The following is a 26,308-nucleotide window of genomic DNA, read 5'->3' on the forward strand; positions in this document are numbered from 1 at the left end:
AACCCTTGGAGACCCAGGTGTCGTCGATCGCCGTACCCGCCGCTGCCCTCGCGCCCCGACGCGCCTGGCTCACCGACCTGCCCGTGCTGCTGGTGGCCGTGGTGTGGGGCGCCAGCTATCTCGCGGCCAAGGGCATCACCACCACGCACACGGTCGTCGCCGTGCTGGTGCTCCGCTTCGCGCTCGTCCTGCCGGTGCTGGCCGCGGCAGGCCACCGCAAGCTGCGGGCGCTGACCGGCGCGCAGTGGCGCGGCGCCGCTCTCCTCGGGCTCGTGCTGAGCGGGATCTTCCTGCTCGAGACGTACGGCGTCGTGCACACCTCCGCCACCAACGCCGGGCTCATCATCAGCCTCACCATGATCTTCACGCCGCTCGCCGAGGCAGCGGTGAGCAGGACCCGGCCGTCTCGGGCATTTGTGGCCGCGGCCGGCCTCTCCGTCGCCGGTGTGGTGCTGCTGACCCAGGGCGGCGGCTTCAGCGCACCTTCGCTCGGCGATCTGCTGATGCTGCTGGCCGCGCTGGCCCGTACCGTCCATGTGCTGGCGATGGCCAGGATCAAGGCGGTGCAGAGTGCGGACTCGCTCTCCCTGACGACGGTCCAACTGGGCAGCGCGGTCGCCGTGTTCGCGGTGCTGGCCGCCGTCCCCGGTACCGGGGCCTCGCCCTGGTCGGTGGCCGCCGGCTTCGGCCCGCGCGAATGGGCCGGGCTGCTGTTCCTCTCCGTGTTCTGCACGCTGTTCGCCTTCTTCGTGCAGATGTGGGCGGTACGCCGCACCTCGCCGTCGCGCGTCAGCCTGCTGCTCGGCACCGAACCGCTGTGGGCGGCCGCGGCCGGTATCGCGATCGCGGGCGAACACCTCGGCGCGCTCGGGCTGCTGGGCGCCGGCCTGGTCCTGGCGGGCACCACCTGGGGCAGGCGCGCGGCCGACCGGGCGGATTGCTAGGTTCTGGCGCCATGCGATCACTGACGTACGACATAGAGTTCCGGGCACGTGCCAAGCGGGTCCGGGCCTGGGGCTTCGGGCTGCTCTCCGCCGCGGCACTGCTGTGGGTGTGGTTCGGCGTCCAGCTGCTCACGCCGTACGACGCGGGGTATCAATCCCTGTGCGAGGCGCGGCTCTTCACGGACCGCTCGACGGCCAACGAGGGGTCGTACAACGGCGACAACAGGTGCACGGCCGAACGGGACTGGCCCGAACTTCTGGGCGTACTCGGCCTGTCCGTCCCGGTCTCCGTCGTCGGCGCCGTGCTCTACACCAGCGGCAGCGTCAGCAACCGCATGAGCGAGCACCTCGCCGAAGTGACCAGGCTGACCGAAGCCGCCGCCTAAGCCCTCCGGTACTGGTCCGCCATCATCAGCACCGCGAAGCCGACCACGGCGATCACAATGTTCGCGAAGATCTCCCGCCCGTGCAGAAAACCGAAGTACTCCGTGACGAAGCGCGTGAACCCGAGGAAGCGGAACCAGCCCGTCAGCTCGCGGAGCACTCCACAGACACCCACGACCAGCAGCACCGTGCCGATGCCTTCGAGAATCTTTTTCATGCGTTGATCGTGGTCCGGTCCGCCGGGCTGTCGCGTCGGCCCTCGGGATGTGCCGCAGCTCCGAAAGTCTGAGTCCGCGCGACTTTGGTAGCTTCCTTCGGCCACACGGCCGCACCCGGCTCCCACCTGCGTAGCTTTGTCGATATGACGCGTACGGAGTACCCCTGGCTGCTGCCCTCAGCCATGTCCGACCCCCGGGACCCGGACCTGTCCGGCCACCGGAGCAGGGCCAGGCCGCGCCGGACCGCACGCGACTGGATCGTCGACACCTTCGTCTTCGTCATCGCCGCGGTCATCGGCCTGCTCGCCTCCGAGGCGAGCCAACAGGCCGGCGACTCCGAGCTCGTCGTCTTCGCCGACCAGTTGGTGGGCGCGGCGGCCTGCTGCGCGCTCTGGGCGCGACGGCGCGCACCGCTCGGGCTCGCGATCACCCTGATCGTCGTCAGCGTGGTGGTGCCGGTCGCCGCCGGCGCGCTTTTGGTGAGCCTGTTCAGCCTCGCCGTGCACCGCCCCTTCAAGCCCGTTGCGATCGTCGGTGCCCTCGCCATCGGGGGCTCGGCCGCACAGGCCGCTGTCCGTCCCGACCCGGGCATGTCCTTCCTGGCATCGGTCGTCACCGGGCTCATCCTGATCCTGCTGGTCATCGGCTGGGGCATGCTCGTACGAGCCCGCCGTCAGCTCGTTGTCGCCCTGCGCGAGCGAGCCTGGCGGGCCGAGACCGAGGCCGAGCTGCGCGCCGAGCAGGCGCAGCGCCTGGCCCGTGAGGCGATCGCCCGCGAGATGCACGATGTGCTCGCTCACCGGCTGACCCTCCTCAGCGTGCACGCGGGCGCCCTCGAATTCCGGCCGGACGCGCCGCCCGCCGAGGTCGCCCGGGCCGCAGGAGTGATCCGCGACAGTGCGCACGAGGCGCTCCAGGATCTGCGCGAGATCATCGGCGTGCTGCGCGCACCGGGCGACGGCGACGGAGCCGACCGGCCGCAGCCCACCCTCGCCACGCTCGACGCGCTGGTCGCCGAGTCCCGCGAGGCGGGCATGAAGGTCACCCTCGACAACCGCATCACCGACCCGGCCGCCGCCCCCGCAGCCACCGGCCGCACCGTCTACCGGATCGCCCAGGAGGGGTTGACCAACGCCCGTAAGCACGCGCCCGGCACGGAGGTCACCGTCGCCGTGAGCGGCGGACCCGGCCGCGGTCTCACCGTCGACGTGGCCAATCCAGCCCCTCTCGGTGAGGCGGCGAAGGTGCCGGGCTCGGGCCAGGGACTGATCGGTCTGACCGAACGCGCCACCCTCGCGGGCGGCAGGCTCGAGCACGGAGCGACAGCCGACAGCGGATTCCGTGTCCAGGCCTGGCTACCGTGGCCCTCATGACAATCCGGTTGATCGTCGTCGATGACGACCCTCTCGTACGGGCAGGACTCGCTCTCATGCTCGGCGGGGCGGACGACCTCGAGATCGTGGGGGAGGGGGCCGACGGCTCCGAGGTCGAGGCGCTCGTCGACCGGCTCTCGCCCGATGTGGTGCTGATGGACATCCGGATGCCGGCCGTGGACGGTCTCACCGCCACCGAGACGCTGCGCGGCCGCCCCGACGCGCCCGAGGTCGTCGTCCTGACCACCTTCCACGCCGACGAACAGGTGCTGCGGGCGCTGCGCGCGGGTGCGGCCGGGTTCGTGCTGAAGGACACTCCGCCGACCGAGATCGTCGCGGCGGTACGGCGGGTGGCGGCCGGCGATCCGGTGCTCTCCCCGGCCGTCACCCGCCAGTTGATGACGCATGTGGCGGAGCACACCCACCAGACCCGCAGAGCCGCAGCGACCGAGCGGCTCACCTCGCTCGCGGAACGCGAACGGGAGGTGGCGGTCGCCGTCGGCCGCGGCCGGTCCAATGCCGAGATCGCCGCGACGCTCTATATGAGCGTGCCGACGGTCAAGACGCACGTCTCCCGCATCCTGGCCAAACTGGAGCTCAACAATCGCGTCCAAATCGCTCTGTTGGCCCATGATGCCGGTCTGCTCGACGAGGAGGAGCCGACGTAGGCTGCCGTCCGTACTCTGCTGGAACGCTGTCCGGACCTGGCCCTCGACCCGGCCGCCGGCCCGCTCGACTGGCTGCCCGGCATGCTGATGCGCGGGGTGCGAAGCCTGCCGGTGCGGTGGTAGCGGATCATCGACGAGTGAGCGCTTGACCGGACTCCTTCGCCACCGACTTCCCAAGGAGCACAACGATGCCCGGACTTGACCTCGAAGTGGCCCGGAAGATTCTCGAAAGCCAGCCGTTCAGCCGGCTGCTCCAGGCACGGATCACCGGGTTCGGCGGCGGCGAGGCCGTGCTCGAAGTGGACATCCGCGAAGAGCTGCACCAGCAGAACGGCTATCTGCACGGGGGAGTGCTCGCGTACGCCGCCGACAACTCCATCACCTTCGCCGCCGGTACGACCCTCGGGCCCGCGGTGCTGACCGGCGGTTTCTCCGTCCAGTACATCCGCCCGGCGACCGGGCGCACCCTGGTGGCCCGTGCCGCCGTCGTGCACACTGGCCGCCGTCAGGCCGTCGTCCGCTGCGATCTGTACGCGGTGAACACGGACGGCGAGGAGACACTCTGCGCCGTCGCGCAGGGCACCGTACTGTCCGCGCAGCAGTCCTGAGGGGGGAGCCGATGACCACCGAAGCAGCCGTCGTCGATCTTGCCGCGCTCGGTGAGGACTTCACCCGCGATCCCTATCCCGTCTACGCCGGGTTACGGGCCCGGGGCCCGGTCCACCGGATACGGATGCCCGAGGGCTACGCGGCCTGGCTGATCGTCGGACACGAGGCGGGGCGTGCCGCACTCGCCGATCCGCGGCTGTCCAAGGAGTGGCGCAATGTCTCCCCGGAGCTCGGAATCCGCCAGATCGCCTCGGGTGTCACCATGCTCAGCTCCGACGCACCGATGCACACCCGGCTGCGCAAGCTCGTGGCGCGTGAGTTCACGATGCGGCGGGTGGAGCAACTCGCCCCGCGCGTCCAGGAGATCACCGACCGGCTGCTGGACGAGATGGTGCCTGCCGGGCGCGCGAACCTGGTGGACGCGCTCTCCTTCCCGCTGCCCATGGCCGTTATCTGCGAACTGCTCGGCGTGCCGTTCCTGGACCGGGACACCTTCCGGTCCTGGTCCAACACGGCGCTCGCCGCGACCGACCGCGAGGCGCGGATGGATGCGTCCGCGAAGATGACGCAGTACCTGGCGCAGTTGCTCGCGGACAAGCGTGAGCAGCCCGGCGACGACCTGATGAGCGCGCTGATCCATACGGCGGACGAGGACGGCGACCGGCTCAGCCGTGAGGAACTGCTGGGCATGGCCTGGCTGCTGCTCGTCGCCGGGCACGAGACCACCGTCAACCTCATCTCCAACGGGGTGCTCGCCCTGCTTGCCCACCCTGCCCAACTGGCCGCTCTGCGTGCCGACTTCTCGCTGCTCGACGGCGCGGTCGAGGAGATGCTGCGCTACGAAGGACCGCTGGAGACGCCGACGTACCGCTTCACCACCGAGCCCCTGGAGATCGGCGGCACGACGATCCCGGGTGGCGGCGAACTCGTGCTGATCGCACTGGCGGACGCCGACCGCGACCCGGTGCGCTTCCCCGACCCGGACCGTTTCGACATCCGGCGCGACAGCCGCGGCCACCTCGCCTTCGGGCACGGCATCCATTACTGCTTGGGCGCCCCGCTGGCCAGGTTGGAGGCGCGGATCGCGATTCGTTCGCTGCTGGAGCGCTGCCCCGACCTGGCGCTGGAAGCGCATCCGGCGGCCCTGACCTGGCGCACCGGCATGCTGATCCGCGGCCCGGAGAGCCTGCCCGTCACCTGGTAGGGGATCCGGTCGTCAGTCGGCCGGTCGGCAGGTCAGTGGGCCGGTCGGTCGGTTGTCCGTCGGCCCGGTCGGCCGGTTGTCAGTCGGAGGGGATCTCCTCGAGCCGCACCGGACGGCGCTCCCGCCGCGAAAGCTCGCACGCCTCCGCGATCCGCAGCGCCGCCAGCGCCTCCCGCCCGTCGCACGGATTCTCCGCCTCGCCCTGCACCATCCGTACGAACGCGTCCAGCTCCGCCTCGTACGCCGGGGCGAACCGCTCCAGGAAGCCCGGCCATGGCTTGTCCGCCGCGCGCGGGCCCTTGGGCTCGGTCGAGCTGATCGGCGTACGGTCGTCCAGGCCGACCGCGACCTGGTCGAGCTCGCCGACCAGTTCCATCCGTACGTCGTAGCCCGCGCCGTTGCAGCGGGTGGCTGTGGCGGTTGCCAGGGTCCCGTCGTCCAGAGTGAGCACCGCCGCCGCCGTGTCGACGTCGCCCGCCTCGCGGAACATCGCGGGCCCCGCGTCCGAACCGGTCGCGTACACCTCCACGACCTCGCGGCCCGTCACCCAGCGCAGGATGTCGAAGTCATGGACCAGGCAGTCCCGGTACAGGCCGCCGGAGAGCGGCAGATACGCGGCGGGCGGCGGGGCGGGGTCGGAGGTGATGGCCCGTACGGTGTGGAGCCGGCCGAGCGCACCCGACCGTACGATCTCGCGGGCCTTCGTGTAGCCCGCGTCGAACCGGCGCATGAAGCCCAGCTGGAGCAGGGTGCCGGCCTGCTCGACCTCACGGAGCGCGCCGAGCGTGCCCGGCAGGTCCAGCGCGATCGGCTTCTCGCAGAAGGTGGGCAGGCCGGCGCGGGCGGCGCGGGCGATGAGTTCGGCATGGGCGGCGGTCGCCGAGGCGATCACCACGGCGTCCACGCCCCAGGTGAAGATCTCATCGGCACTCGGCGCGGCGGTGGACCCGGTGCGCTCGGCGACCTCGGCCGCCCGTGCCGCGTCGGCATCCGCCACGACCAGTGAACCGACCTCCCGATGGCGGCTGAGCACACCCGCGTGGAAAGAGCCGATTCGTCCCGTACCGATGAGTCCGATGCGCATGGCCCAAAGGTGATGCCCGGCCCGCCGCCATGTCAAGACTTTGTCCTGACAACCGAACTTCACGACTTCCCGTCAACATTCACTGCGACTACGCTCGCTCCGTGCCCAAGCAGCCCAGACACGTGACGGACCCGTCCCTGTCTCTCCAGCTGAGCGTGGACCGCACCAGTCCGGTCCCGCTCTACTTCCAGCTCTCGCAGCAGCTGGAAGCAGCCATCGAGAGAGGGACCCTCACCCCCGGCAGCCTGCTCGGCAACGAGATCGAGCTGGCCAACCGGCTCGGGCTGTCCCGCCCGACCGTCCGCCAGGCCATCCAGTCCCTCGTCGACAAGGGCCTGCTGGTGCGCCGCAGGGGCGTCGGCACCCAGGTCGTGCACAGCCAGGTCAAGCGCCCGCTGGAGCTCAGCAGCCTTTACGACGACCTCGAGGCGGCCGGCCAGCGGCCGGCCACCATCGTGCTGCGCAATGCCTTCGAGCCCGCGAGTGCCGAGGTCGCGGCCGCCCTCGGCGTACCGGAGGGCAGTGACGTCCAGCTGATCGAGCGGCTGCGCTTCGCCCACGGCGAGCCCATGGCCCGGCTGCGCAACCATCTGCCGGCCGGCCTCTTCGAATGCGACACGGAGCGGCTCGAGGCCACCGGCCTGTACCGGATGATGCGGGCCGCCGGGATCACCTTGCACAGCGCCCGGCAGTCGGTCGGGGCGCGGGCCGCCTCCGAGCTGGAGGCGGAGTTGCTGACCGAGGCGACCGGCGCTCCGTTGCTGACCATGGAGCGCACCACCTTCGACGACACCGGCCGCGCGGTCGAGTTCGGCTCCCACATCTACCGAGCCTCGCGCTACGCCTTCGAGTTCCAGCTCCTCGTCCGGCCGTGACCCGCCGGCCGGGCGCCGCCCGGCCGTTGCCGTGCCCCGCGGTGACCCGGTCCACCCGCACGATTCGGCCACGTAAGAATGTCCTTCGCGTAAGAATGTTCGGACAAAGTCTTGACTGCGTCTCGGGACCGCCGTAAAAACGCACCCAGCCGCAACCGGGCGGCCGGGAGATAAGGCGGACCCACCATGCGTACCACCCGCACGGCAGCAGCCCTGCTCGCCGCATGTGCCCTGGTCGTCCTCGCTGGATGCAGCAGTTCCGGCGGCAAGGAGGCGAAGGACAGCCCCTCCAAGGGCGGCGGCGGAGGCGAACCGGCCACCACCGGCCGCCTCAAGATCGCCATGGTGACGCACTCCGGCGAGGGCGACACCTTCTGGGACATCGTCCAGAGCGGCGCCAAGGTCGCGGCCCGCAAGGACAACGTCGAGTTCCTCTACGCCGCCAACAAGGAGGGCAAGGAGCAGGCCCAGCTCGTCCAGACCTACATCGACCAGAAGGTCGACGGCATTGTCGTCACCCTCGCCAAGCCGGAAGCGGTCAAGGACGTCGTCAAGAAGGCCGTCGCGGCCGGCATACCCGTCGTCACGATCAACTCCGGCGCCGAGTTCTCCAAGGATGTCGGTGCACTCAGCCATATCGGCCAGGACGAGTCCGTGGCCGGCGAGGCCGTCGGCGAGGAGCTCAACAAGCGCGGCAAGAAGAAGGCGATCTGTGTCATCCACGAGCAGGGCAATGTCTCGCTCGAGGCCCGCTGCGCAGGAGTGAAGAAGACCTTCAAGGGCACCGTCGAGAACCTCAACGTCGAGGGCACCAACATGCCCGCCTCCACCTCCTCCATCGAGGCGAAGCTGCAGAGCGCCAAGGACATCGACGCCGTCGTCACACTTGGCGCGCCGTTCGCCGCCGCATCCGTCAAGGCCAAGGAGGGCGCGGCCTCCAGCGCCGAGGTCAACACCTTCGACCTCAACGCCGAAGTGGTCAAGCAGCTCAAGGCCAAGCAGATCGGCTTCGCCGTCGACCAGCAGCCCTACCTCCAGGGCTACCTGGCCATCGACGAGCTGTGGCTCAACAAGACCAACGGCAATGTGATCGGCGGCGGCAAGCCGATCCTCACCGGTCCCGCCCTCGTCACCGAGAAGGACGTGCCCGCGCTGGAGAAGCTCACCGCCGACGGCACCCGATGACCTACGAGGCATACCCGATGCCCACCCTCCGACCTGCTGTGACACATACTTGGGCGGCCGGGGCGCGTCACCACGCCCCCCGGCCGCACCGGGAAGCACAGCGAGTACGGCAAGAAGGGCACGGGGTCGTGGCGAGGGCAAGGACAGGGGTACGCGCACTCGGCGCGGTGCTGGCAGCGGTACTCGGAGCCTCCCTGGCGGGATGCAGCAGCACCGGCGGCAAGCGCGCGGAGGATGCCCGCAAGGCACAGGCCGCCGCCGGCAAGGCCGCGGTGACCACCCCTCGCTGGACCTTCGCCATGGTCACCCACTCCGGCGACGGCGACACCTTCTGGGACATCGTCCAGAACGGCGCCGAGCAGGCCGCCGTCAAGGACAACATCAACTTCCTCTACTCCCACAGCGACGAGGGCCAGCAGCAGGCCCAGCTCGTTCAGACGGCGATCGACAAGAAGGTCAACGGCCTGATCGTCTCGCTCGCCAAGCCCGACGCGATGAAGGACGTCATCGCCAAGGCCGAGAAGGCCGGCATCCCGGTGATCACCGTCAATTCGGGCTCCGAGCAGTCCAAGGCGTACGGCGCGCTCACCCATATCGGCCAGGACGAGACGATCGCCGGCGAGGCCGTCGGCGACGAGCTCGACAGACGCGGCAAGAAGAAGGCCCTGTGCGTGCTGCACGAACAGGGCAACGTCGGCCACGAGCAGCGCTGCGCCGGAGCGAAGAAGACCTTCGGCGGCCAGATGCAGAACCTGTATGTCGACGGCACCAACATGCCCGACGTCCAGGCGTCCATCGAGGCGAAGCTCCAGGCCGACCGCTCCATCGACTCCGTCGTCACCCTGGGCGCGCCGTTCGCGGACGCCGCCGTCCAGGCCAGGAAGACCGCGGAGAGCGAGGCCGAGGTCGACACGTTCGACCTCAACGCCAAGGTCGCCACCGCTCTGACGGCCGGCACCCTCGGATTTGCCGTCGACCAGCAGCCGTACCTCCAGGGGTACGAGGCTGTGGATCTGCTCTGGCTCTACAAGTACAACGCCGATGTCCTCGGCGGCGGGCGGCCCGTCCTCACCGGACCGCAGATCATCACCAAGAACGACGCCGCCGAGCTGCAGCAATACACGGAGCGGGGGACCCGATGAGCGCTACCGCACCACCTGCCACACCGGACAGCACACCGGCCAAGACCGACGAGCGGCTGCTGCGCACCTCGCCGCTTCGCAAGCTGCTGGGCCGGCCCGAACTGGGCTCGGTGGTCGGCGCCGTGGCGGTCTTCCTCTTCTTCTCGATCATCGCCGAATCGTTCCTGCGGGCGTCCAGCCTGTCCACCGTCCTGTACGCGGCCTCGACCCTCGGCATCATGGCCGTACCGGTCGCGCTGCTGATGATCGGCGGCGAGTTCGACCTCTCGGCCGGCGTCCTGGTGACCAGCTCCGCGCTCATCTCCTCGATGTTCAGCTACCAGATGACGGCGAACGTCTGGGTCGGCGTGCTCGTCTCGCTGCTCGTCACGCTCGCGGTCGGGGTCTTCAACGGCTTCATGCTGACCCGTACGAAACTGCCCAGCTTCATCATCACGCTCGGTACGTTCCTGATGCTGACCGGCCTCAACCTCGGCTTCACCAAGCTGATCAGCGGCACGGTCTCGACCAAGTCCATCGCCGACATGGAGGGCTTCGAGTCGGCCAAGAAGCTCTTCGCCTCGCAGCTCACCCTCGGTGACGTCACGCTGAAGGTAACCATCCTGTGGTGGTTCGTCCTGGTGGCGCTGGCCACCTGGATCCTGCTGCGTACACGCTTCGGCAACTGGATCTTCGCGGTCGGCGGCGGCGCCGACGCGGCCCGCGCGGTCGGTGTCCCGGTCAACAAGACCAAGATCGGCCTCTATATGGGCGTCGCCTTCGCCGCCTGGATCTCCGGCCAGCATCTGCTCTTCTCGTTCGATGTGGTGCAGTCCGGCGAAGGTGTCGGCAATGAGCTGACGTACATCATCGCGGCCGTCATCGGTGGCTGTCTGATCACCGGCGGCTACGGCTCGGCGATCGGCTCCGCGGTCGGCGCGTTCATCTTCGGCATGACCAGCAAGGGCATCGTGTACGCGGAGTGGAACCCGGACTGGTTCAAGTTCTTCCTCGGGGCGATGCTCCTTCTGGCCACCCTGCTCAACGCATGGGTCCGTAAGCGTGCGGAGGCAAGCAAATGACGGCCCTCGTCGAGCTCGACAACGTCAGTAAGTACTACGGCAATATCCGCGCGCTGGAAGGCGTCTCGCTCGAGGTCCACGCCGGGGAGATCTCCTGTGTGCTCGGCGACAACGGCGCCGGCAAGTCCACTCTGATCAAGATCATCGCGGGTCTGCACCGGCACGACACGGGCACCTTCCTGATCGAGGGGGAGCAGGCGAACCTCGCCAGCCCGCGCGAAGCCCTGGACCGCGGCATCGCCACGGTCTACCAGGACCTCGCGGTCGTACCGCTGATGCCGGTCTGGCGGAACTTCTTCCTCGGCTCCGAGCCGACCAAGGGCGCGGGTCCCTTCAAGCGCCTCGACGTCGAGCTGATGCGCGAGACGACCCGTTCCGAACTGCTGCGGATGGGCATCGATCTGCGCGATGTCGACCAGCCCATCGGGACGCTCTCGGGCGGTGAGCGCCAGTGCGTGGCGATCGCCCGGGCCGTCTACTTCGGCGCGAAGGTCCTGGTCCTGGACGAGCCGACCGCCGCGCTCGGCGTCAAGCAGTCCGGCGTTGTACTGAAGTATGTGGCGGCGGCACGCGACGCGGGTCTCGGCGTCGTGCTGATCACCCACAACCCGCACCACGCCTATCTGGTCGGCGACCGCTTCGTACTGCTCAAGCGCGGCACCATGTCCGCCAGCCACACCAAGGACTCGGTCACCCTCGACGAGCTCACCCGGCAGATGGCGGGCGGCAGCGAGCTCGAGGACCTGCGACACGAACTGGAGAGGGCGCCGGTGCCGACGCACCTGGGCGGTCACCCGGTGAAGGACGAGCCGCCCACGCCGTAGCGCGCCTGCGGTGGTCCGTCCCGGGGCTTCGCCCCAGACCCCGCGCCTCAAATGTCGGCGGGGCCGGGTTTTCAGCCCGTCCGGCGTTTGAGGACCGAGGATCCGGGGGCGGAGCCCCGCGCCCCCGGATCCGCCGGATGGCAGAATCGGGCCCGGTGGGCACCGCCCACCCCGGGCCGTGACAGCACCCGGCCCCCGACACCCCGCAGGGACATGAGCACGTACCGCGACTTCGCCCACCGAGGCTCCGCCCGCGCCACCGTCCTGAAGACTGTCGGCACCCGGGAACGGCGCTCTCACCTCTCCGCGCCCCGGGTTCCGACGGTCGGCATCGACATCGGCGGTACGAAGGTGATGGCGGGCGTCGTCGACGCCGACGGGGTCATCCTGGAGAAGATCCGCACCGAGACGCCGGACAAGTCCAAGAGCCCCAAGGTCGTCGAGGACACCATCTGCGAGCTGGTGCTCGATCTCTCCGACCGTCACGATGTGCACGCCGTCGGTATCGGCGCGGCCGGCTGGGTCGACGCCGACCGCTCCAAGGTCCTCTTCGCGCCCCATCTGGCCTGGCGCAACGAGCCCCTGCGCGACGCCGTCGCGGCCCGGCTCGCCGTGCCCGTACTGGTCGACAACGACGCCAACGCCGCCGCCTGGGCGGAGTGGCGCTTCGGCGCGGGCCGCGGCGAGGACCACCTCGTGATGATCACCCTCGGCACCGGCATCGGCGGTGCGATCCTCGAGGACGGCCAGGTCAAGCGCGGCAAGTACGGAGTCGCGGGTGAGTTCGGTCATATGCAGGTCGTGCCCGGTGGCCACCGCTGCCCCTGCGGCAACCGCGGCTGCTGGGAGCAGTACAGCTCCGGCAACGCGCTCGTGCGAGAGGCCCGCGAACTCGCCGCCGCCGACTCCCCGGTCGCGCACAGCCTCATCGAGCGCGTCGGCGGCAACATTCCCGAGATCACAGGCCCGCTCATCACCGAACTCGCCCGCGAGGGCGACGCCATGTGCATCGAGCTCTTCCAGGACATCGGCCAGTGGCTCGGCGTCGGCATCGCCAACCTCGCCGCCGCTCTCGACCCCTCGTGCTTCGTCATCGGAGGCGGTGTCAGCGCCGCCGACGACCTGCTCATCGGGCCCGCCCGCGACGCCTTCCGCCGGCATCTCACCGGCCGCGGCTACCGCCCGGAGGCCCGGATCGCCAAAGCTCAGCTCGGCCCCGAGGCGGGTATGGTCGGCGCGGCCGATCTCGCGCGGCTCGTGGCGCGCCGCTTCCGCCGGGCCAACCGGCGCCGTGTGGAGCGCCACGAGCGGTACGAGCGCTATGCGCAGGCCATCCGTAACTCCAGCACCACCCGCCCCACCCAGGAACCGTAGCCATGACCGTGCCCCGACAGTCCACCTCTCCGGACGACAGCGCCCACCCTCCCGAGGACCGGCGCCATATGCTCCGCCGCCGCTGGCTGACGGCGATCATCATCGTGCTGCTCGTCGGAGTCCCGGCCGGCTATCTGGTGATCTCCGCCGAGCAGAGCCGCGACAGTGGCCGGGACAAGGAGGCGGAGTCCTCGGCCACCAGCCTGCGGGAGACCTGGCCCTCCCAGACGAAGCGCCGTGTCTTCGAGGTGCCCATCCCGCCGAAGTCCACGGACGTTGCCTACTACGAGACGAGCAACTGGAAGACCAGCCGGCTGTTCGTGCAGTTCCGCACCACCTCCGGCGGGCTCGACCTGTTCCTGGAGGGCGTGGGAACGAGCCGCGCCAAGCTCCACGACGGCGTGGTCACCATCAGCGCGCGCGACGCCGCGACGGCGGGCTGGGACTTCAGCGCCGGTCAGGGCGACTGGGCGGGCACCAGCCACCCGCAGAAGGACCCGCAGCCCACCCAGGACATCACCGTCGACCTGAGCGACACGGCCCGCCCCACGGTGTACGTGGTATCGACAGCGACCCCCTGACCGGACAACGAAACTTCACTGGATAGCGTGGAGAGGGTGAGTGAGACGCAGACGCCCCCGAAGACCCTGCAGTACCGGATCGACGGTCCCGACGACGCCCCCGTGCTCATCCTCGGCCCCTCTCTGGACACCACCTGGCACAGGTTGTAGAAGCCATCTCTGGGCGTCCAGCTGGTCCATGGGGGGCGCATAGGTCCAGTCCGAGCCCTGTGACGCGGGAGCATCCATGGGGCTCGTGACAGCGACGTGACAGAAGACGCGCTGCAGAACCCCCGCTGGCCAGGCCGTCGGGGGTTCTGCGCACCCGGGTCCGGCGTCGGTGCGCTGATGTCGGGCAAGCGTCCCGTACCTCCGGCACGACGGCAGGCTTTTGACGCCGAGCGGTCTCGTCGGTGAGCCCGAGTGCTCGGCGTGACCGGGGGTGATGCTAGTCGGCCGGAGTCCAGGGTGGGGCCGGCACGGTGCTGTTGCCGCCACAGCTCCAGCAGTCGAACGTGTCCGGTAGCCAGAAGCGGTTGTTCCAGAAACCCGTCCGCTCGCCGTAGAGCTCGTTCTCCTCACCGCACCATCCGCATGTGAACAGAAAGTCCACCGCCGGACCCCCTCCGCCTCGTCGCGGTGTCCTCCAGGCCGCCCCGCGTGAGAGCGGCGGCAATAGGGCCTCAGTAGCGGTTGGGCGGCTCCCGGCCGGTCGCAGCGGCGCACCGAGTTCGGGCGGCCCTGGGCAAGTCGGCTTGTTCCGCTCGTTCCTGTAGCCAAACTGCCTGGTCGTCGTTTTTGAGCGCGGGTAAAACGGCTGCGCCTGCGTCCGGTATTCGTCGCCGTTGCGAGGGTCAGGGGTGACTGGCTGTCAGTGGCGGGTGATGTCATCTGCTCAACAGGCCGCCTGCGTCTCGGAGTTGGGCGGAGAGAGGAGCAGGTCATGCCCTGGGTGGAGGAGCACGAGCGCGGCGGCACCAAGGTGCGCCGATACTTCCGGTGGGCGCCGGGAGCGCGACGGGATATGGCGATCCTGGTGGTGCTGGGGTTCGCCGTCGCGGGCTACAGCGGAACATCCGGCAGCAGTGGGGGATCACGGTCGGAGCCCCCGCCGGGATGGACGGCCACGTATCCGGTGCACTTCGAGGGTGGGGAGGATCCCAAGCCCGCGCCGCAGCCGACGGTGTCGTACCCGATCCGGTTCGACCGCTGACGCACACGCCGGCATGCGCCGTTATGGCGCAGGCCCGGCCCTCTTGCCGCGATGGGGCGGGGCTTTCACACTTCTGATCACAGGCGGCGGGGCAGGGGGAGTGGGGGAGTCATGGCGACACGACGACGCCGGCGGTTGAGGAAACGTACGCGCCGGCAATTACAGGGTTGGAGTAGCGTCGCGGCGGTGGTCGCCGTGGTGTGGCTGGTGGGGAACTGGGCTGCGGTGTGGCCGGTCCTCGTGGTCGCGCTCGGCGTGATCGTGGTGGCCGGGGTCGGCTGGAGGTTGTGGCGTGCGCACTCGGACGCGGTGGGCCAGGACCGAAAGTGGCGGGCGCAGGAGGAAGCAAAGGCGCGCGAGCTGTCGATGACGGAGGTCGACGCTCTGTCCTGGCAGAACTTCGAGGCTTACATCGCCGACCTGTGCCGCCGGGACGGCTGTACGAAGGTTGTCGTGAGCGGCAAGAGCGGTGACCTGGGCGCCGACGTCGTCGGCTACTTCCCGGACGGCCGCAAATTGGTCGTGCAGTGCAAGAAGTACGCACCGGAGCGCAGCGTGTCCTCGCAGGACATGCAGAAGTTCGTGGGCACCGCCCGTCTTGAGCACGGCGCGGACGTCGCAGTCTTCGTCACCATCTGCCGTACGTTCACCAAAGCAGCGCAAGGGCTGGCGCTGCGGCAGAGCATTGTGGCCCTGCACCGGGACTTGCTGGGTTCCTGGGTCAAAGGGGCCCATCTGGAGACATTGGTTCCGCTCGGTGGGCTTGGCGACGGCAGAACGAAGCGGAACTCGCCGGCCTGATGTTCAAGGGGCGTTGGAAGCGCGCTTCGGTGAATGCGTGCCCAGTCGCGTGCTGTTGGACGCCTTCTGGAAACACGGGGACTGGTGCACTCTGGCGCCTATTTCGCGCCATTGACCAGCACGGTTTCGGAAATGCGCAGGGCCGGCCTTCGTCGCTGTCGATAGCTTTGAAGCTCCGTGTGCGCACTGCACAAGGGGACTCAAGGGGGAGTGAGTGGGCACCAGCCACGCAGGAGCGACCGGATATCGAGTCTCCATTCTTGATGAAGATCCGCTGCGCGCCCGGCGTGAAGCGCGTGAGCTGCTCGACGCACTCGCTGAATCGGATCCGTATTCGGCCCTCGACGTGTCCGGGCAGGCGGCGGTGAGCGACACCGGCAAGGGCGGACCCATCACGGACCTGATCGGCTTGGTCTTCAGCGGCGGCTCCATGGCCGCTGCAGGCATCCAGGTCTGGCTGGCCCGCGTACCGCACCGGACGGTTGTCGTTACCCGGCCCGACGGGGCGACGTTGCGCATCACCGGCAAGGAAGCCCGCAATGACGAGGAGCAGATCGAGCGGTTCCTCAGTGGCACCCACGCCGACAGCGACGAAGATGGACCGGGCGCGGAGTGAGTCAGAACGACCGTTACGCCATGCTCATCGGCGTATCCACATACGCCAGCGACCGTTACCCCGATCTCCCGCCCGTCCGGGCGGACCTGCACTACATGCAGGCGGTGCTGCAAAGCACTGAGATCGGCATGTACAACGAGTGCGCGATGGTCCCCGAGCCGACTCGGGCTGAGATGTTGCATGCCATCGAGGAGTTTCTGGAGGCGCGGCAGTCCAGCGAGACGGCCCTGCTGTACTTCAGCGGGCATGGAGAATTCTGCGAAGCCGATGGGCAGTTGTACTTTCTCACCCGGGACGCCGACCCGGACGATCTGCCGGGCACCGCCGTACCTGCCGAGTTTCTGGAGCGGATGCTCCAGTCATGCCGGGCCTCCTCGAAGGTCGTCCTCCTTGACTGCTGCTCCAGTGGCTCCGTCGTACAAGGGTGGACTGCAAAAGGCGCTGCAGACGCAAGCGATGGGCCCGTGCCCAGCACGTTGCTGCGGCCGACCGGCGTGTACTTCATCACCGCCTCCGACGCGCTCCAGGCGGCATCGGCGATGGCGCCGGCCGGTTCCTCTCTCGGCACCTCCCGCTTCACCGGCGAGATCGTGGAGGGGCTGCGCAGCGGGCGGATCAAGGACAGTGGCTGGATCACCCCTGATGACCTCTTCGACTATCTGACCTCGCAGATGGTCCGCAACGGTGTGCCGCAGGAGCAGCGGCCGACCAAGTCCACGATCCGGGCGACGCACTCGCTTCCGCTCGCGCGCTCCGTGGCCCGCTCGGTTCAGCTGCCTGCTCCGCCTCGCGAAGACGCTCCTGCCGCCCGGCCCACGGCCCTGCTGAAGGCCCAGCAGCTGGCCGGGGAAGATGCCCGCGACGGTGTGGACCGGCAGCGGCTCCTGCGCTACTACGCTCGCTGCCTGGGCGCCCAGGCAGCGAGCGGAATGCTGCCCGACCGGAACAGCGGCCGCGGCTCCGCGTACTTCTTGCTGGGGCAGGGCTCTGAGACCGTGCAGTGCGGCCTCGGCTCCGGCCTTCCAGCTCCCCAGCAACTACCCAGGCCGAAGAGCACGGGTGCGCAGACAGATGGAGCCGGCCTGCAGGAGTACTGGTACGGGTATCCGGCCGTCACCCTGCCCGAGCGTGGTGGGGACGGACGGCGGCGGGCCGCGGTGCGGATCGCTCCGCTCCTGATACAGCCTATGGATCTTGCTCCTGATGAGGCCGGTCGCGACCGCCTTCGCTCCCGTGGTGTTCCGTCCCTGCATACGAGTGTGATCACGGAGCTGCTTGAGGACGACGACGCTGCCGAGCTTCTTGCTCGCTGGCAGCCGGCCTGGCAGGAGGGCAACGGTGCCCAAATGGTCGCGGCCGTACGGGAATTGCTGACGAAGCTCGGGCTGCCGGAGCTGGAGCCGCTCGACCTGTCCGCACTCAGCGAGCGGTCCGTCATGGATTCGCTGCGGCCCGGTGCCCACAACGCTGCCGTCCTCCTCGCGCCCTCGGGCGTGGAACGGATCGCGAGCGAAGCCCTCGTGGACAACCTCCTTCAGATGTCCACGCGCACCGGGGAGATTTCCGGTACCGCGCTGGACGTGCTCCTGACGGGTGGCGATGCCGGAGGCGACCCTGGCCGCAATGCCCCGGTCGTGGTGGCTCCAGGGCCGTGCAACGAGAGCCAGGAGCGGGTGATCACCTCGGCGATGACGCATACGCTCACCGTCGCGACGGGACCACCTGGCACCGGGAAGAGCGAGGTCGTGACCGCGGTGGTCACCACAGCGGTCGCTGCGAGGGAGACCGTGCTCGTCGCGTCCACGAACAACGAGGCCGTGGACGTGGTGACCCAGCGCTGTGATGCGATCTCGCCGGGGTTGCTCATGCGGACGGGTAACGCTGCAGCCCTGGAGCGCGAGGCCGCGAAGCTGGAACGCCTGCTCGCCCAGCCCGTCGAGGCACCTGGACGAAGTTCGAACACCGTGGCCGGCGAGCTGCGCAACCGGCACGCACGGGCCGCGTCAGAGAGGGCGGAGGCGGCCCGACTTGTCGGTGAGGAGGCGCGTCTGCTGGAGCTGCTGCGGGACCGGGCCCGGCGGGTGGGCGAGCTCGGGCTGCCGGTGGAACTGCTCGAAGGGGTATGGGCCGGCAGTGAGGTCGCGGTACTCGCACGCTGGGAGGAGCGGGCTCGGAAGGCAGCCGGCGCCCGGCGGTTCGCGTTCGGTCGGTGGCGCAGAGGGCGCGCGCTGTCCGCCATCGTCCGATCCGCTGAGGACAGACCGCCGAGCGCGTGGCCGGTCTGGGCAACGCAGCGGCCTGTCCCGCCCGAACTCCTTCTCGCCCTGGGGGAGGCCGTGGCCGTGGAGCGGGCGCTGCGGGGGCTCGTACCGGAGCATCTCGGTTGGGACGAGGAAAGTCTGAAGGAGGCGCGGCTGGAGAGTGCCGCCGGCTTGTCGGAGGCTTCCGGTGAACTGGCCGGTGCAGTGGCCGCCGAGGCCATGGCCCGTGGCCGTTCGCTGATGGGGCAGCGACTTCAAGCGCTGCGCCAGCGCTCCGGCTTTCAGCGGAGCCAGCGCAATCTGATGGCGCACCTGAAGGGATGGGCCGTCAGCACGCACTCGATACGGCAGCTCGAACTGGCGCCGAAGCTGTTCGACTTGGTCGTGATCGACGAAGCGAGTCAGTGCTCGATTCCGTCGGTGTTGCCTCTGCTGTTCCGGGCGAAAAGGGCGTTGATCATCGGCGACCCCATGCAGCTCGGGCACATTCCCGGGATCACTGCACAGCAGGAGCGGCAGGCAAGGATTCGTTCGGGACTGAGCGCGGCCCAGCTGGAGGACCGCCGGCTCACCTACCACGTGTATTCGTCCTATCACGCAGCCGCGCAGCACGGTGAAGCGGCATTGCTGCTCGACGAGCACTACCGGTGCCATCCGGCCATCGCGGATGTGGTCAACGGCTATTGCTACGCCGGTCAGTTGCAGGTCCTGACCGATGTCCGGAACCAGGTTCCGGCTGTCGACCCGATAAGGGCGATCCATCCGGCCCCGGTGCTGGGGTGGGTGGACGTACCACACGGCGAATCCGCGCGCGGCGCAGGAGGCCAGTCCTGGCGCAATGCGGCGGAGGCCGAGCAAGTGCGGGAGACGGTGGACGAGCTGCTCGCGCGGCTGCCCGACCATGCGACGGTCGGGGTGGTCACACCATTCCGAGCCCAGAAGGAAGCGCTGGCATGCGTATGGGCAGATGACGACCGGGTGCGGGTCGGCACTGTTCACGCTTTCCAAGGTGGGCAGCGTGACGTGATGGTGCTGAGTCCGGTAGCGACCGGCAACACCCCTCCGCGTACGACGCACTGGGTGGCGAGCCAGGTCAACCTGTGGAATGTGGCGGTCACGCGGGCCAAGTCGCAGTTGATCACGGTGGGCAGTCACGCCTTCTGGCAGGGCCAGGCCGGGTTGCCGGCGCTGCTCGCGGAGCGAGCGGCGGTGCTGCGAGCGGGGGTCGAAACGAAACAGGACGCGGCCTTCGGGATGCGGGCGCCTTCGGGATTGCGTGAAGAGCTCGGGGACCAGCTCCAGGAGTACCTCGGTCTCCGTGGAGTCACCGAACTGGAGCGCGCAGCGATGATGGGCGGGCACAGCGTGGACCTGCTGTTCACGGTGGATGGTGCGAACACGGCGGTGCTCATTGATCCTGGGCCCGTGCACGGCCAGGATCAGGCCCGACATTTGCGGCTGATGCATGCGCGCGGCGACTTGCTCACTGGACTGCCCTCCGGTGGTACGGGGGCGAAGTTTGAGCCCGTGGAGCGGACTGTCCGGGTGCCGGCATGGCGGATTCTGGCTGGGCCAGCCCTGTTGGACCCACTGTTCGGCAAGCCGTAGGACTCGGTGTTCCTCGGGACGCCGGCAGTTCCGTCGCCTCAAGGGCGGCGGCGACCGTCAGGCCAACGCCGCGCTGCATCGCATCGTCTTCACCAGCCTGCGGGCTGGGCGTGCGTGTACTGAGTGCTCGGGAACATGAAGCGGTCGGCGAGGAGTCGGTGCTGCAGGCCACTCGGATCACGCTGGGTCTGCCGGCTCACCGGATCGGCCAGCTCTCCGCGCAGATCCGGGAAGTGGACGCTCGTCTGGCCCGGCTCGTGGAAGGTCATGCCCCGCAGCTGCTCGACGTGGTGGGACGCGGCGCGATGGGCGAGGTGTGGCGAGCGACTGACCAGGTTCTCGGGCGCCCCGTCGCGGTCAAGCTCCTGAGAACGGACGAGGCGACGGACATCGAGCGGTTCCGGCTGGAGGCACCGCGGCCCGTCTCAACCATCCGAACGTCGTGGGCGTGTACGACTTCGGCTCCCTCCACGGCCGGCTCTACCTGGTCATGGAGCTCGTCGACGGCTGAAGCCCGGCCCAGGAGCGGTCGATGCGCGGCACCCTGGCCCCGCACGAGGCGGCCGCCATCGCAGTCAGGTGTCGGCATTGGTTGCAGAAGGACGCACGGACCGTGGTGGGCGCGTCGGGGGTGACGATGGAGACCACGGCGGTGGCCGGCTCCACGTTCGTGGGTCCGTCGGGCGTCGCGGTGAGGCGGACCGGGTCCCCGGTGGCCCGGCATGGGGAGGTGACCTGGGCGGTGTGGCCGAGGACGGCGGGGAACCCCGGCCGGGGTCGCCTTGCGCCAGACCAGCTGGGGTGACGGGCACAGCAGGCAAGCCCAGAAGCCGGCGACCGCGGCTGGCCGAGCAGCGGGTCGTGCGTGAAGTGGCGGAGCTGCGCCGCTTTGTCGCCGGCTGCCTTCGCCAGGGTTTGTGCGCGGGCGCGGACCCGGCCGAGGTCGCTCAGCGGGCAGGGAACAGCGTGGAGGTTCTCCTGTCCCTGTACGCGAGGTGTCTCTATGACCGGCGCAGCGCAGCGTTCAGTATTGCTCGGTCTCCACGAAACCCGCGTCCGCGTCGTCGTCCGCGCCGAGTGCGGCGGCGGTCGGGTCGAATCCGGGCGGGCTGTCCTTGAGGCCCAGGCCCATGCTGGCCAGCTTCGCCTTGACCTCATCGATGGACTTCGCACCGAAGTTGCGGATGTCCAGCAGGTCGGCCTCGGAGCGGGCGACGAGCTCACCCACGGAGTGGACGCCCTCGCGCTTGAGGCAGTTGTACGAACGGACGGTGAGCTCCAGCTCCTCGATCGGCAGCACCAGGTCGGCGGCAAGGGCGGCGTCCGTGGGGGACGGGCCCATGTCGATGCCCTCGGCGTCGATGTTGAGCTCGCGGGCCAGACCGAACAGCTCGACCAGGGTCTTACCGGCCGAAGCCATGGCGTCACGCGGACGCATGGCCTGCTTGGTCTCGACGTCGACGATCAGCTTGTCGAAGTCGGTGCGCTGCTCGACACGGGTCGCCTCGACCTTGTACGTGACCTTGAGCACCGGCGAGTAGATCGAGTCGACCGGGATGCGCCCGATCTCCTGGCCCACCTGTTTGTTCTGCACAGCGGAGACGTAACCGCGACCGCGCTCGACGGTCAGCTCCATCTCCAGCTTGCCCTTGCCGTTGAGCGTGGCGAGGACGAGGTCGGGGTTGTGCACCTCGACACCGGCCGGGGGCGCGATGTCGGCGGCGGTGACAAGACCCGGGCCCTGCTTGCGCAGGTACATCACGACCGGCTCGTCGTGCTCCGAGGAGACGACCAGCTGCTTGATGTTGAGGATCAGGTCGGTGACGTCCTCCTTGACGCCCGGCACGGTGGTGAACTCGTGCAGAACGCCGTCGACGCGGATGGACGTGACCGCCGCACCCGGGATCGAGGAGAGGAGCGTACGACGCAGGGAGTTGCCGAGGGTGTAGCCGAAGCCCGGCTCCAGCGGCTCGATCACGAACCGGGAGCGGAACTCGTCGACGACCTCTTCGGTCAGGGACGGACGCTGAGCAATCAGCACGGGGTGTTGCCTCCAGTGGTTGGGCGCCCGCTATGACGCCGTAGACACCACGAAGGGTACGGGCGATACGGTCTCTGGTGACCGCGTGCACTTCCTCGTGGTGCACGGCGCCCGCAACCTCAAGTGCCTCATGGGATGAGCTTTAGTGCTCGTCCCCGATGGCATGACCCTGTACGTCGGTCCTTCGGGGTGGACTCCTGATCGAGGTCACATCGGGGATGGTGAGGCCGGAGCCCGCCGGTGGCGAGCGCAACATAGACCATGATCGCCGGTTAGCCGAACGTCTCCTCGTCGCTCAGTTGTGTCAGAACCACCGAAGCCCTCGCGCGCTCCGCCCGACGGACCCGAGCAGACCTGCACTTGGTCCCGCCTCCGCGGCCGCAGATCGGCCCGCGTGACGACCAGTCAGCTCGCTGCCCTCAGAATTACCCGCCTGACCAGCAGCAATAGCGAACCGCTAGACTTGGAGTGGAAGCCCGGCCCGCTGGTGCGTCCGGTACGGGGAACGGGGATGTGGTGGCGCTTCATACCGTGCGTCGCTGTGAGTGCGCTGAGCCATCCGGGGCTGCTTCGCGACCGGAACGAGGACAGCCTCGTCATCGGCCCGTGGAGGCTGTGCGTCTCCGTGACCGAGAATCTGCAGACCCTGGTCCTCCTGCTCGGGACACCTTTAGGGTCCAGTTCGCCTCACCTCAGCGGCGCGGGCCGCAGCCGTCCTGGTCGCCGTCGTCGAGGCGCTGCTTCCGGACGAGGCTGGCCGCACCTTCCACCTGATGCGGCCCTGGTACGCGGTGATGGCGATGACCGACCCGGGGCTGGCCGAACTGTTTGCCTACGGCGGGCCTGGTTCTGTCCTGGCCACGTAGACGGTGTTGGTCGAGGTGCCTCCTTGCAGGGGATTGTCGAAGTCGACGAGATGGACCGCTGATTGCGGGAAGACCTCTGTGAGTGCGGAGGTGAACTGTTTGTCCGGCGGGTCGTTCGACCACAGGGCGAAGGCCCCGTTGGGGTGGAGGCGTTCGGTGAGAGCGCGTAGCCCGGCAGGCTGGTAGAGCGCCGCGTGGCGCGGGTGGAGCACATGGCGCGGCGAATGGTCGACATCCAGCAGAATGGCGTGGAAGCGGCGGCCCGGCTCCCTCGGGTCCAGACCGCACGAATCGGCCGCCATCGCGAAGAAGTCGCCTTGAACCAGGCGGCAGCGGGCGTCCGAAGTTAGCCGGGCGCCGAGAGGGACCAGGCCCCGCTGATGCCAGGCGATGACTTCGGCGAGCGTTTCGATCACGGTCAGCGAGCGCACTCGGGGGTCGTCCAGCACAGCCTCGGCGGTGTACCCGAGTCCGAGTCCGCCGACGGCAATGTCCAGTTCGGCGCAGGGCAGTTTCGCCAGTCCGAGTTCCGCAAGCGCGATCTCGCCGGTTGTGAACAGGCTGGACATCAAGAACTCGTCGCCGAGCTTCACCTCGTATACATCGGTGTCCGATGCCGGGTCGCGTCGGCGCCGCAGGCTGATGTCGCCCATCGCTGTCGGGCGCCAGTCGATCTCCTCGAAACGCGCGCTCATCCGTTCACCTTTCTGACGCGCCGTCGGTGCCCGAAGTCGGTGCCTGGAACGCCGCTCTGCGCAGGTGTGGACGCAGGCGCGAAACCGTCCCTGCTGCCGCCAGGGCAGGGCAGGGCAGGGCAGGGGAGGGGAAGGGGGCCGCCGGTCAGGCGTCGATGATGACGGGGATGATGAGGGGCCTGCGGCGGTGGGTACGGAAGGCCCAGTTCGCCACGGCACGGGCGATGAGCTGTTCCAGCTGGTGTGCGTCGCCGACGCCTTCCTGGGCTGCGGTCGCCAGAGTCTTCTCGATGACAGGGATGACCGGTTCGAAGGTGGTGTCGTCGTGGACGAACCCGCGGGCCAGGAAGTCGGGAGTCTCGGCAAGGGCGCCCGTGTCGGCATCGACGATCGCCACTACGGTGACCACGCCTTCCTCCGCGAGGGTGACGCGGTCCTTCAGGGACGCCTCGGTGGCGCCGCCGACCTCCATGCCGTCCACGTAGACGTTGCCCGCGGGCACCTTGCCGGTGATCGACGCACGCCCGTCCACGAGGTCGACGACGACGCCGTCCTCGGCGATGACCACCCGCTCGGGATCGACCCCCGTACGGATGGCCAGGTCGGCGTTGGCCCGCAGGTGGCGCCATTCGCCGTGCACGGGCATGACATTGCGGGGCTTGACGATGTTGTAGCAGTACACGAGTTCACCGGCGCTGGCGTGCCCGGAGACGTGCACCTTGGCGTTGCCCTTGTGGACGACATGGGCGCCCCATCGGGTCAGCCCGTTGATCACCCGGTAGATGGCGTTCTCGTTGCCGGGGATCAGGGAGCTGGCGAGCAGGACGGTGTCGCCCTTGCCGATGCGGATCACATGGTCGCGGTTGGCCATCCGAGACAGAGCCGCCATCGGCTCGCCCTGGGATCCGGTGCACACCAGGGTGATCTTGTGGTCCGCCAGCTTCTCCATTTCCTTGGTACTCACGACCAGGCCGCTGGGAACCTTCAGGTACCCGAGGTCGCGGGCGATGCCCATGTTGCGGACCATGGAGCGGCCCACGAAGGCGACCTTGCGGCCGTGCTGGTGCGCGGCGTCCAGGACCTGCTGGATGCGGTGCACATGGCTGGCGAAACTGGAGACGATCACCCGGCGCGGGGCGGTACGCATCACCTGCTCGATCGCCGGGTTCAGGTCGCGCTCGGAGGTGGTGAAGCCAGGGACCTCGGCGTTGGTGGAGTCGGTGAGGAAAAGATCGACGCCTTCCTCGCCGAGGCGGGCGAAGGCGCGCAAGTCGGTGATGCGGTCGTCCAGCGGGAACTGGTCCATCTTGAAGTCACCAGTGTGCAGCACCAGCCCGGCCCCGGTGCGGATCGCGACCGCGAGACCGTCCGGGATGGAGTGGTTGACCGCCACGAATTCGCAGTCGAAGGGGCCGAAGCCGCGCCGGTCGCCCTCACGTACCCGCACCGCGCGCGGCCGGATTCCGTGCTCTTTGAGCTTGGCCTCCAGGAACGCCAGTGTCAGCTTCGAGCCCACGACAGGGATGTCGGAGCGCTCTCGCAGCAGATACGGCACGCCACCGATGTGGTCCTCGTGGCCGTGGGTGAGCACCACGGCCACGATGTCGTCCAGGCGATCACGGATCGAGGTGAAGTCCGGCAGGATCACGTCCACGCCGGGCTGGGTCTCTTCGGGGAACAGCACGCCGCAGTCGACGATGAGCAGCTTGCCGGCATGCTCGAAGACGGTCATGTTGCGGCCGATCTCACCCAGACCGCCCAGGGCGACGACCCTCAGCCCTCCTTCAGACAGGGGAGGGGCGGCTTTCAGTTCGGGATGCGGATGACTCATATTCTGACGTTACCGGAGAGTCTGCCGAGGTGATCCACTGGCTGCCCCAACCAGCCGGTTCAACACGGCGCGGCTGCGGCGGTCAGCGGGGTGGAGCGGGGTTGCGCCCGCGCCAGTAGCGACGACGAACTCGCCCTGCTGGATGCCGTCGTCGCCGTCACCAAAGACCTGTCCGGCCAAGCGGACGTGGCCGTCGACCAGGTCGTACGCCGGGTGAGTGCTGCCTGACACTCCCGGACGTTGATCGGCGAACACCTCGGCGTCTTCCGTCAGGCGGTCCGCCAGCGGTACGCCGACCGCGTCGACCGCCTCACCGAGGCCCGGCTGGGGGCTCAACCGTGGCAGGTCTGCTGCTGATGACCGCGCCGACATCCGTGCCCTCGCGCCGCCCCCTAGCTGTATTGACCTGCAGCGTTGTTCACGCGGCTGATGGGTGGCTGGCCTGCGAGTGCGGTGTGGCAGCGGTGGTGGTTGTAGGTGTGCAGGAAGTCTGCCAGGGCGGTGGTCCTTCACGTCGTGATAGCGCTCCAGATACATCGCGATCTTGACCGGGCCGAAGTGATACTGCTGGCGGAGCCACAGGATCTTCTCCACGACGTCTGCCTTGGTGGCGTGCGGGGTATGGTGCGGTGCGCTCGAGCGGTCCTTCAGCCCCTCGAGCCCCTCGGCCTCGTAGCGCCGCAGCCAGATGTAGTAGCACTGGCGGCTGATGCCGTAGTAGCGGCAGGTGGCGGCCACACTGCCGCTCACCTCCTCCACATGCCGCAGCACTGCCAGCCGGTGCTTGGCACGCCTTGAGAGCTCAAGTTCGGTCATGCAGGTCTCCTAATTACGAGAGACCCAACTGTCAATAACGTCCGTCAGTTTTAGA

24 protein-coding genes and 5 pseudogenes are annotated in these 26,308 nt (G+C 68.8%); 19 read left to right on the top strand and 10 right to left on the bottom strand.

What is annotated here, in order from left to right:
* Positions 1–17: 17 nt before the first annotated feature.
* Together ACFWDI_RS06120 and ACFWDI_RS06125 are read left to right on the top strand one after the other, a co-directional pair.
* The gene (locus ACFWDI_RS06120; RefSeq protein WP_385301647.1) at positions 18–944 is read left to right on the top strand and encodes a DMT family transporter; all 927 of its coding nucleotides are present in this window, start codon (positions 18–20) and stop codon (positions 942–944) included.
* A gap of 11 nt (positions 945–955) precedes the next feature.
* Entirely contained in the window at positions 956–1,330 is a 375-nt protein-coding gene (locus ACFWDI_RS06125; protein ID WP_327326880.1) for a hypothetical protein, read from the top strand.
* Here ACFWDI_RS06125 and ACFWDI_RS06130 read toward each other — a convergent pair.
* Positions 1,327–1,545 (bottom strand): hypothetical protein, encoded by a 219-nt coding sequence (locus ACFWDI_RS06130; RefSeq protein ID WP_385301591.1) that lies wholly within the window; start codon positions 1,543–1,545, stop codon positions 1,327–1,329. The genes ACFWDI_RS06125 and ACFWDI_RS06130 overlap by 4 nt on opposite strands.
* Before the next feature lie 144 nt (positions 1,546–1,689).
* Between ACFWDI_RS06130 and ACFWDI_RS06135 the strand changes: the two genes are divergently transcribed.
* The 5 genes and pseudogenes from ACFWDI_RS06135 to ACFWDI_RS06155 all read left to right on the top strand — a co-directional run bounded on the left by ACFWDI_RS06135 (position 1,690) and on the right by ACFWDI_RS06155 (position 5,400).
* Entirely contained in the window at positions 1,690–2,919 is a 1,230-nt protein-coding gene (locus tag ACFWDI_RS06135; protein WP_385301592.1) for a sensor histidine kinase, read from the top strand.
* Positions 2,916–3,587, top strand: a complete 672-nt coding sequence (locus tag ACFWDI_RS06140; protein WP_385301593.1) for a response regulator — start codon at positions 2,916–2,918, stop codon at positions 3,585–3,587. Before ACFWDI_RS06135 ends, ACFWDI_RS06140 begins: the two co-directional genes overlap by 4 nt.
* A gap of 3 nt (positions 3,588–3,590) precedes the next feature.
* A pseudogene (locus ACFWDI_RS06145) lies at positions 3,591–3,710 on the top strand (cytochrome P450); the annotation flags it as partial.
* 65 nt (positions 3,711–3,775) lie between these two features.
* Complete coding sequence (locus tag ACFWDI_RS06150; protein ID WP_385301594.1) at positions 3,776–4,195, top strand: PaaI family thioesterase; 420 nt, start codon at positions 3,776–3,778, stop codon at positions 4,193–4,195.
* An 11-nt stretch (positions 4,196–4,206) separates the two neighbouring features.
* A complete protein-coding gene (locus ACFWDI_RS06155) occupies positions 4,207–5,400 on the top strand; it encodes a cytochrome P450 (protein ID WP_385301595.1) in 1,194 nt (397 codons plus the stop codon).
* Positions 5,401–5,479: 79 nt separating this feature from the next.
* On the opposite strand, the gene ACFWDI_RS06160 is transcribed toward ACFWDI_RS06155, so the two are convergent.
* Positions 5,480–6,484 (bottom strand): Gfo/Idh/MocA family oxidoreductase, encoded by a 1,005-nt coding sequence (locus ACFWDI_RS06160; RefSeq protein WP_385301596.1) that lies wholly within the window; start codon positions 6,482–6,484, stop codon positions 5,480–5,482.
* A 155-nt stretch (positions 6,485–6,639) separates the two neighbouring features.
* Between ACFWDI_RS06160 and ACFWDI_RS06165 the strand changes: the two genes are divergently transcribed.
* The 7 genes from ACFWDI_RS06165 to ACFWDI_RS06195 all read left to right on the top strand — a co-directional run bounded on the left by ACFWDI_RS06165 (position 6,640) and on the right by ACFWDI_RS06195 (position 13,526).
* Positions 6,640–7,359, top strand: a complete 720-nt coding sequence (locus ACFWDI_RS06165) for a GntR family transcriptional regulator (RefSeq protein ID WP_385301648.1) — start codon at positions 6,640–6,642, stop codon at positions 7,357–7,359.
* A gap of 186 nt (positions 7,360–7,545) precedes the next feature.
* Complete coding sequence (locus ACFWDI_RS06170; RefSeq protein WP_385301597.1) at positions 7,546–8,544, top strand: sugar ABC transporter substrate-binding protein; 999 nt, start codon at positions 7,546–7,548, stop codon at positions 8,542–8,544.
* Positions 8,545–8,672: 128 nt separating this feature from the next.
* On the top strand, positions 8,673–9,686 hold the full coding sequence (locus ACFWDI_RS06175) for a sugar ABC transporter substrate-binding protein (protein ID WP_385301598.1): 1,014 nt from the start codon (positions 8,673–8,675) through the stop codon (positions 9,684–9,686).
* On the top strand, positions 9,683–10,747 hold the full coding sequence (locus ACFWDI_RS06180) for an ABC transporter permease (RefSeq protein ID WP_327326891.1): 1,065 nt from the start codon (positions 9,683–9,685) through the stop codon (positions 10,745–10,747). Before ACFWDI_RS06175 ends, ACFWDI_RS06180 begins: the two co-directional genes overlap by 4 nt.
* Positions 10,744–11,571: an ATP-binding cassette domain-containing protein gene (locus ACFWDI_RS06185; protein WP_385301599.1), complete on the top strand. Its 828-nt coding sequence runs from the start codon at positions 10,744–10,746 to the stop codon at positions 11,569–11,571. Before ACFWDI_RS06180 ends, ACFWDI_RS06185 begins: the two co-directional genes overlap by 4 nt.
* Positions 11,572–11,784: 213 nt before the next feature.
* Positions 11,785–12,945 (top strand): ROK family glucokinase, encoded by a 1,161-nt coding sequence (locus ACFWDI_RS06190; RefSeq protein WP_327326893.1) that lies wholly within the window; start codon positions 11,785–11,787, stop codon positions 12,943–12,945.
* A gap of 2 nt (positions 12,946–12,947) precedes the next feature.
* Positions 12,948–13,526 carry a hypothetical protein gene (locus ACFWDI_RS06195; protein WP_385301600.1) on the top strand — a complete coding sequence of 193 codons (579 nt, stop codon included), beginning with the start codon at positions 12,948–12,950 and terminating at the stop codon, positions 13,524–13,526.
* A gap of 427 nt (positions 13,527–13,953) precedes the next feature.
* Here the strand turns inward: ACFWDI_RS06195 and ACFWDI_RS06200 are convergent, their stop codons facing one another.
* Positions 13,954–14,118, bottom strand: coding sequence for a hypothetical protein (locus tag ACFWDI_RS06200; protein ID WP_385301602.1), 165 nt, complete (start codon positions 14,116–14,118; stop codon positions 13,954–13,956).
* Between the two features lie 330 nt (positions 14,119–14,448).
* On the opposite strand from ACFWDI_RS06200, the gene ACFWDI_RS06205 reads away from it, so the two are divergent.
* The 4 genes from ACFWDI_RS06205 (at position 14,449) to ACFWDI_RS06220 (ending at position 20,004) form a co-directional block, all read left to right on the top strand.
* A complete protein-coding gene (locus tag ACFWDI_RS06205) occupies positions 14,449–14,718 on the top strand; it encodes a hypothetical protein (protein ID WP_385301603.1) in 270 nt (89 codons plus the stop codon).
* Positions 14,719–14,829: 111 nt separating this feature from the next.
* On the top strand, positions 14,830–15,519 hold the full coding sequence (locus tag ACFWDI_RS06210; RefSeq protein WP_385301604.1) for a restriction endonuclease: 690 nt from the start codon (positions 14,830–14,832) through the stop codon (positions 15,517–15,519).
* A 214-nt stretch (positions 15,520–15,733) separates the two neighbouring features.
* Positions 15,734–16,135 carry a hypothetical protein gene (locus ACFWDI_RS06215; protein WP_385301605.1) on the top strand — a complete coding sequence of 134 codons (402 nt, stop codon included), beginning with the start codon at positions 15,734–15,736 and terminating at the stop codon, positions 16,133–16,135.
* Positions 16,132–20,004, top strand: a complete 3,873-nt coding sequence (locus tag ACFWDI_RS06220; protein WP_385301606.1) for an AAA domain-containing protein — start codon at positions 16,132–16,134, stop codon at positions 20,002–20,004. Before ACFWDI_RS06215 ends, ACFWDI_RS06220 begins: the two co-directional genes overlap by 4 nt.
* 89 nt (positions 20,005–20,093) lie before the next feature.
* Here the strand turns inward: ACFWDI_RS06220 and ACFWDI_RS06225 are convergent, their stop codons facing one another.
* The gene (locus ACFWDI_RS06225) at positions 20,094–20,273 is read right to left on the bottom strand and encodes a hypothetical protein (protein WP_385301654.1); all 180 of its coding nucleotides are present in this window, start codon (positions 20,271–20,273) and stop codon (positions 20,094–20,096) included.
* Between the two features lie 36 nt (positions 20,274–20,309).
* On the opposite strand from ACFWDI_RS06225, the pseudogene ACFWDI_RS06230 reads away from it, so the two are divergent.
* A pseudogene (locus ACFWDI_RS06230) lies at positions 20,310–20,512 on the top strand (serine/threonine protein kinase); the annotation flags it as partial.
* Here ACFWDI_RS06230 and merB read toward each other — a convergent pair.
* The 6 genes and pseudogenes from merB to ACFWDI_RS06260 form a co-directional block, all read right to left on the bottom strand.
* Positions 20,485–20,769 (bottom strand): annotated as a pseudogene (merB, locus tag ACFWDI_RS06235) (organomercurial lyase); the annotation flags it as partial. The pseudogenes ACFWDI_RS06230 and merB overlap by 28 nt on opposite strands.
* A gap of 259 nt (positions 20,770–21,028) precedes the next feature.
* A complete protein-coding gene (locus ACFWDI_RS06240; RefSeq protein WP_385301607.1) occupies positions 21,029–22,045 on the bottom strand; it encodes a DNA-directed RNA polymerase subunit alpha in 1,017 nt (338 codons plus the stop codon).
* Positions 22,046–22,877: 832 nt separating this feature from the next.
* Positions 22,878–23,606 (bottom strand): spermidine synthase, encoded by a 729-nt coding sequence (locus ACFWDI_RS06245; RefSeq protein ID WP_385301608.1) that lies wholly within the window; start codon positions 23,604–23,606, stop codon positions 22,878–22,880.
* Between the two features lie 145 nt (positions 23,607–23,751).
* Positions 23,752–25,437, bottom strand: a complete 1,686-nt coding sequence (locus ACFWDI_RS06250) for a ribonuclease J (RefSeq protein ID WP_385301609.1) — start codon at positions 25,435–25,437, stop codon at positions 23,752–23,754.
* Between the two features lie 392 nt (positions 25,438–25,829).
* Positions 25,830–25,946, bottom strand: a pseudogene (locus ACFWDI_RS06255) (IS481 family transposase); the annotation flags it as partial.
* Between the two features lie 61 nt (positions 25,947–26,007).
* A pseudogene (locus ACFWDI_RS06260) lies at positions 26,008–26,253 on the bottom strand (helix-turn-helix domain-containing protein); the annotation flags it as partial.
* Positions 26,254–26,308 lie beyond the last annotated feature (55 nt).

This window comes from Streptomyces sp. NPDC060064 (genome assembly GCF_042736455.1).
Classification (GTDB): Bacteria; Actinomycetota; Actinomycetes; order Streptomycetales; family Streptomycetaceae; genus Streptomyces.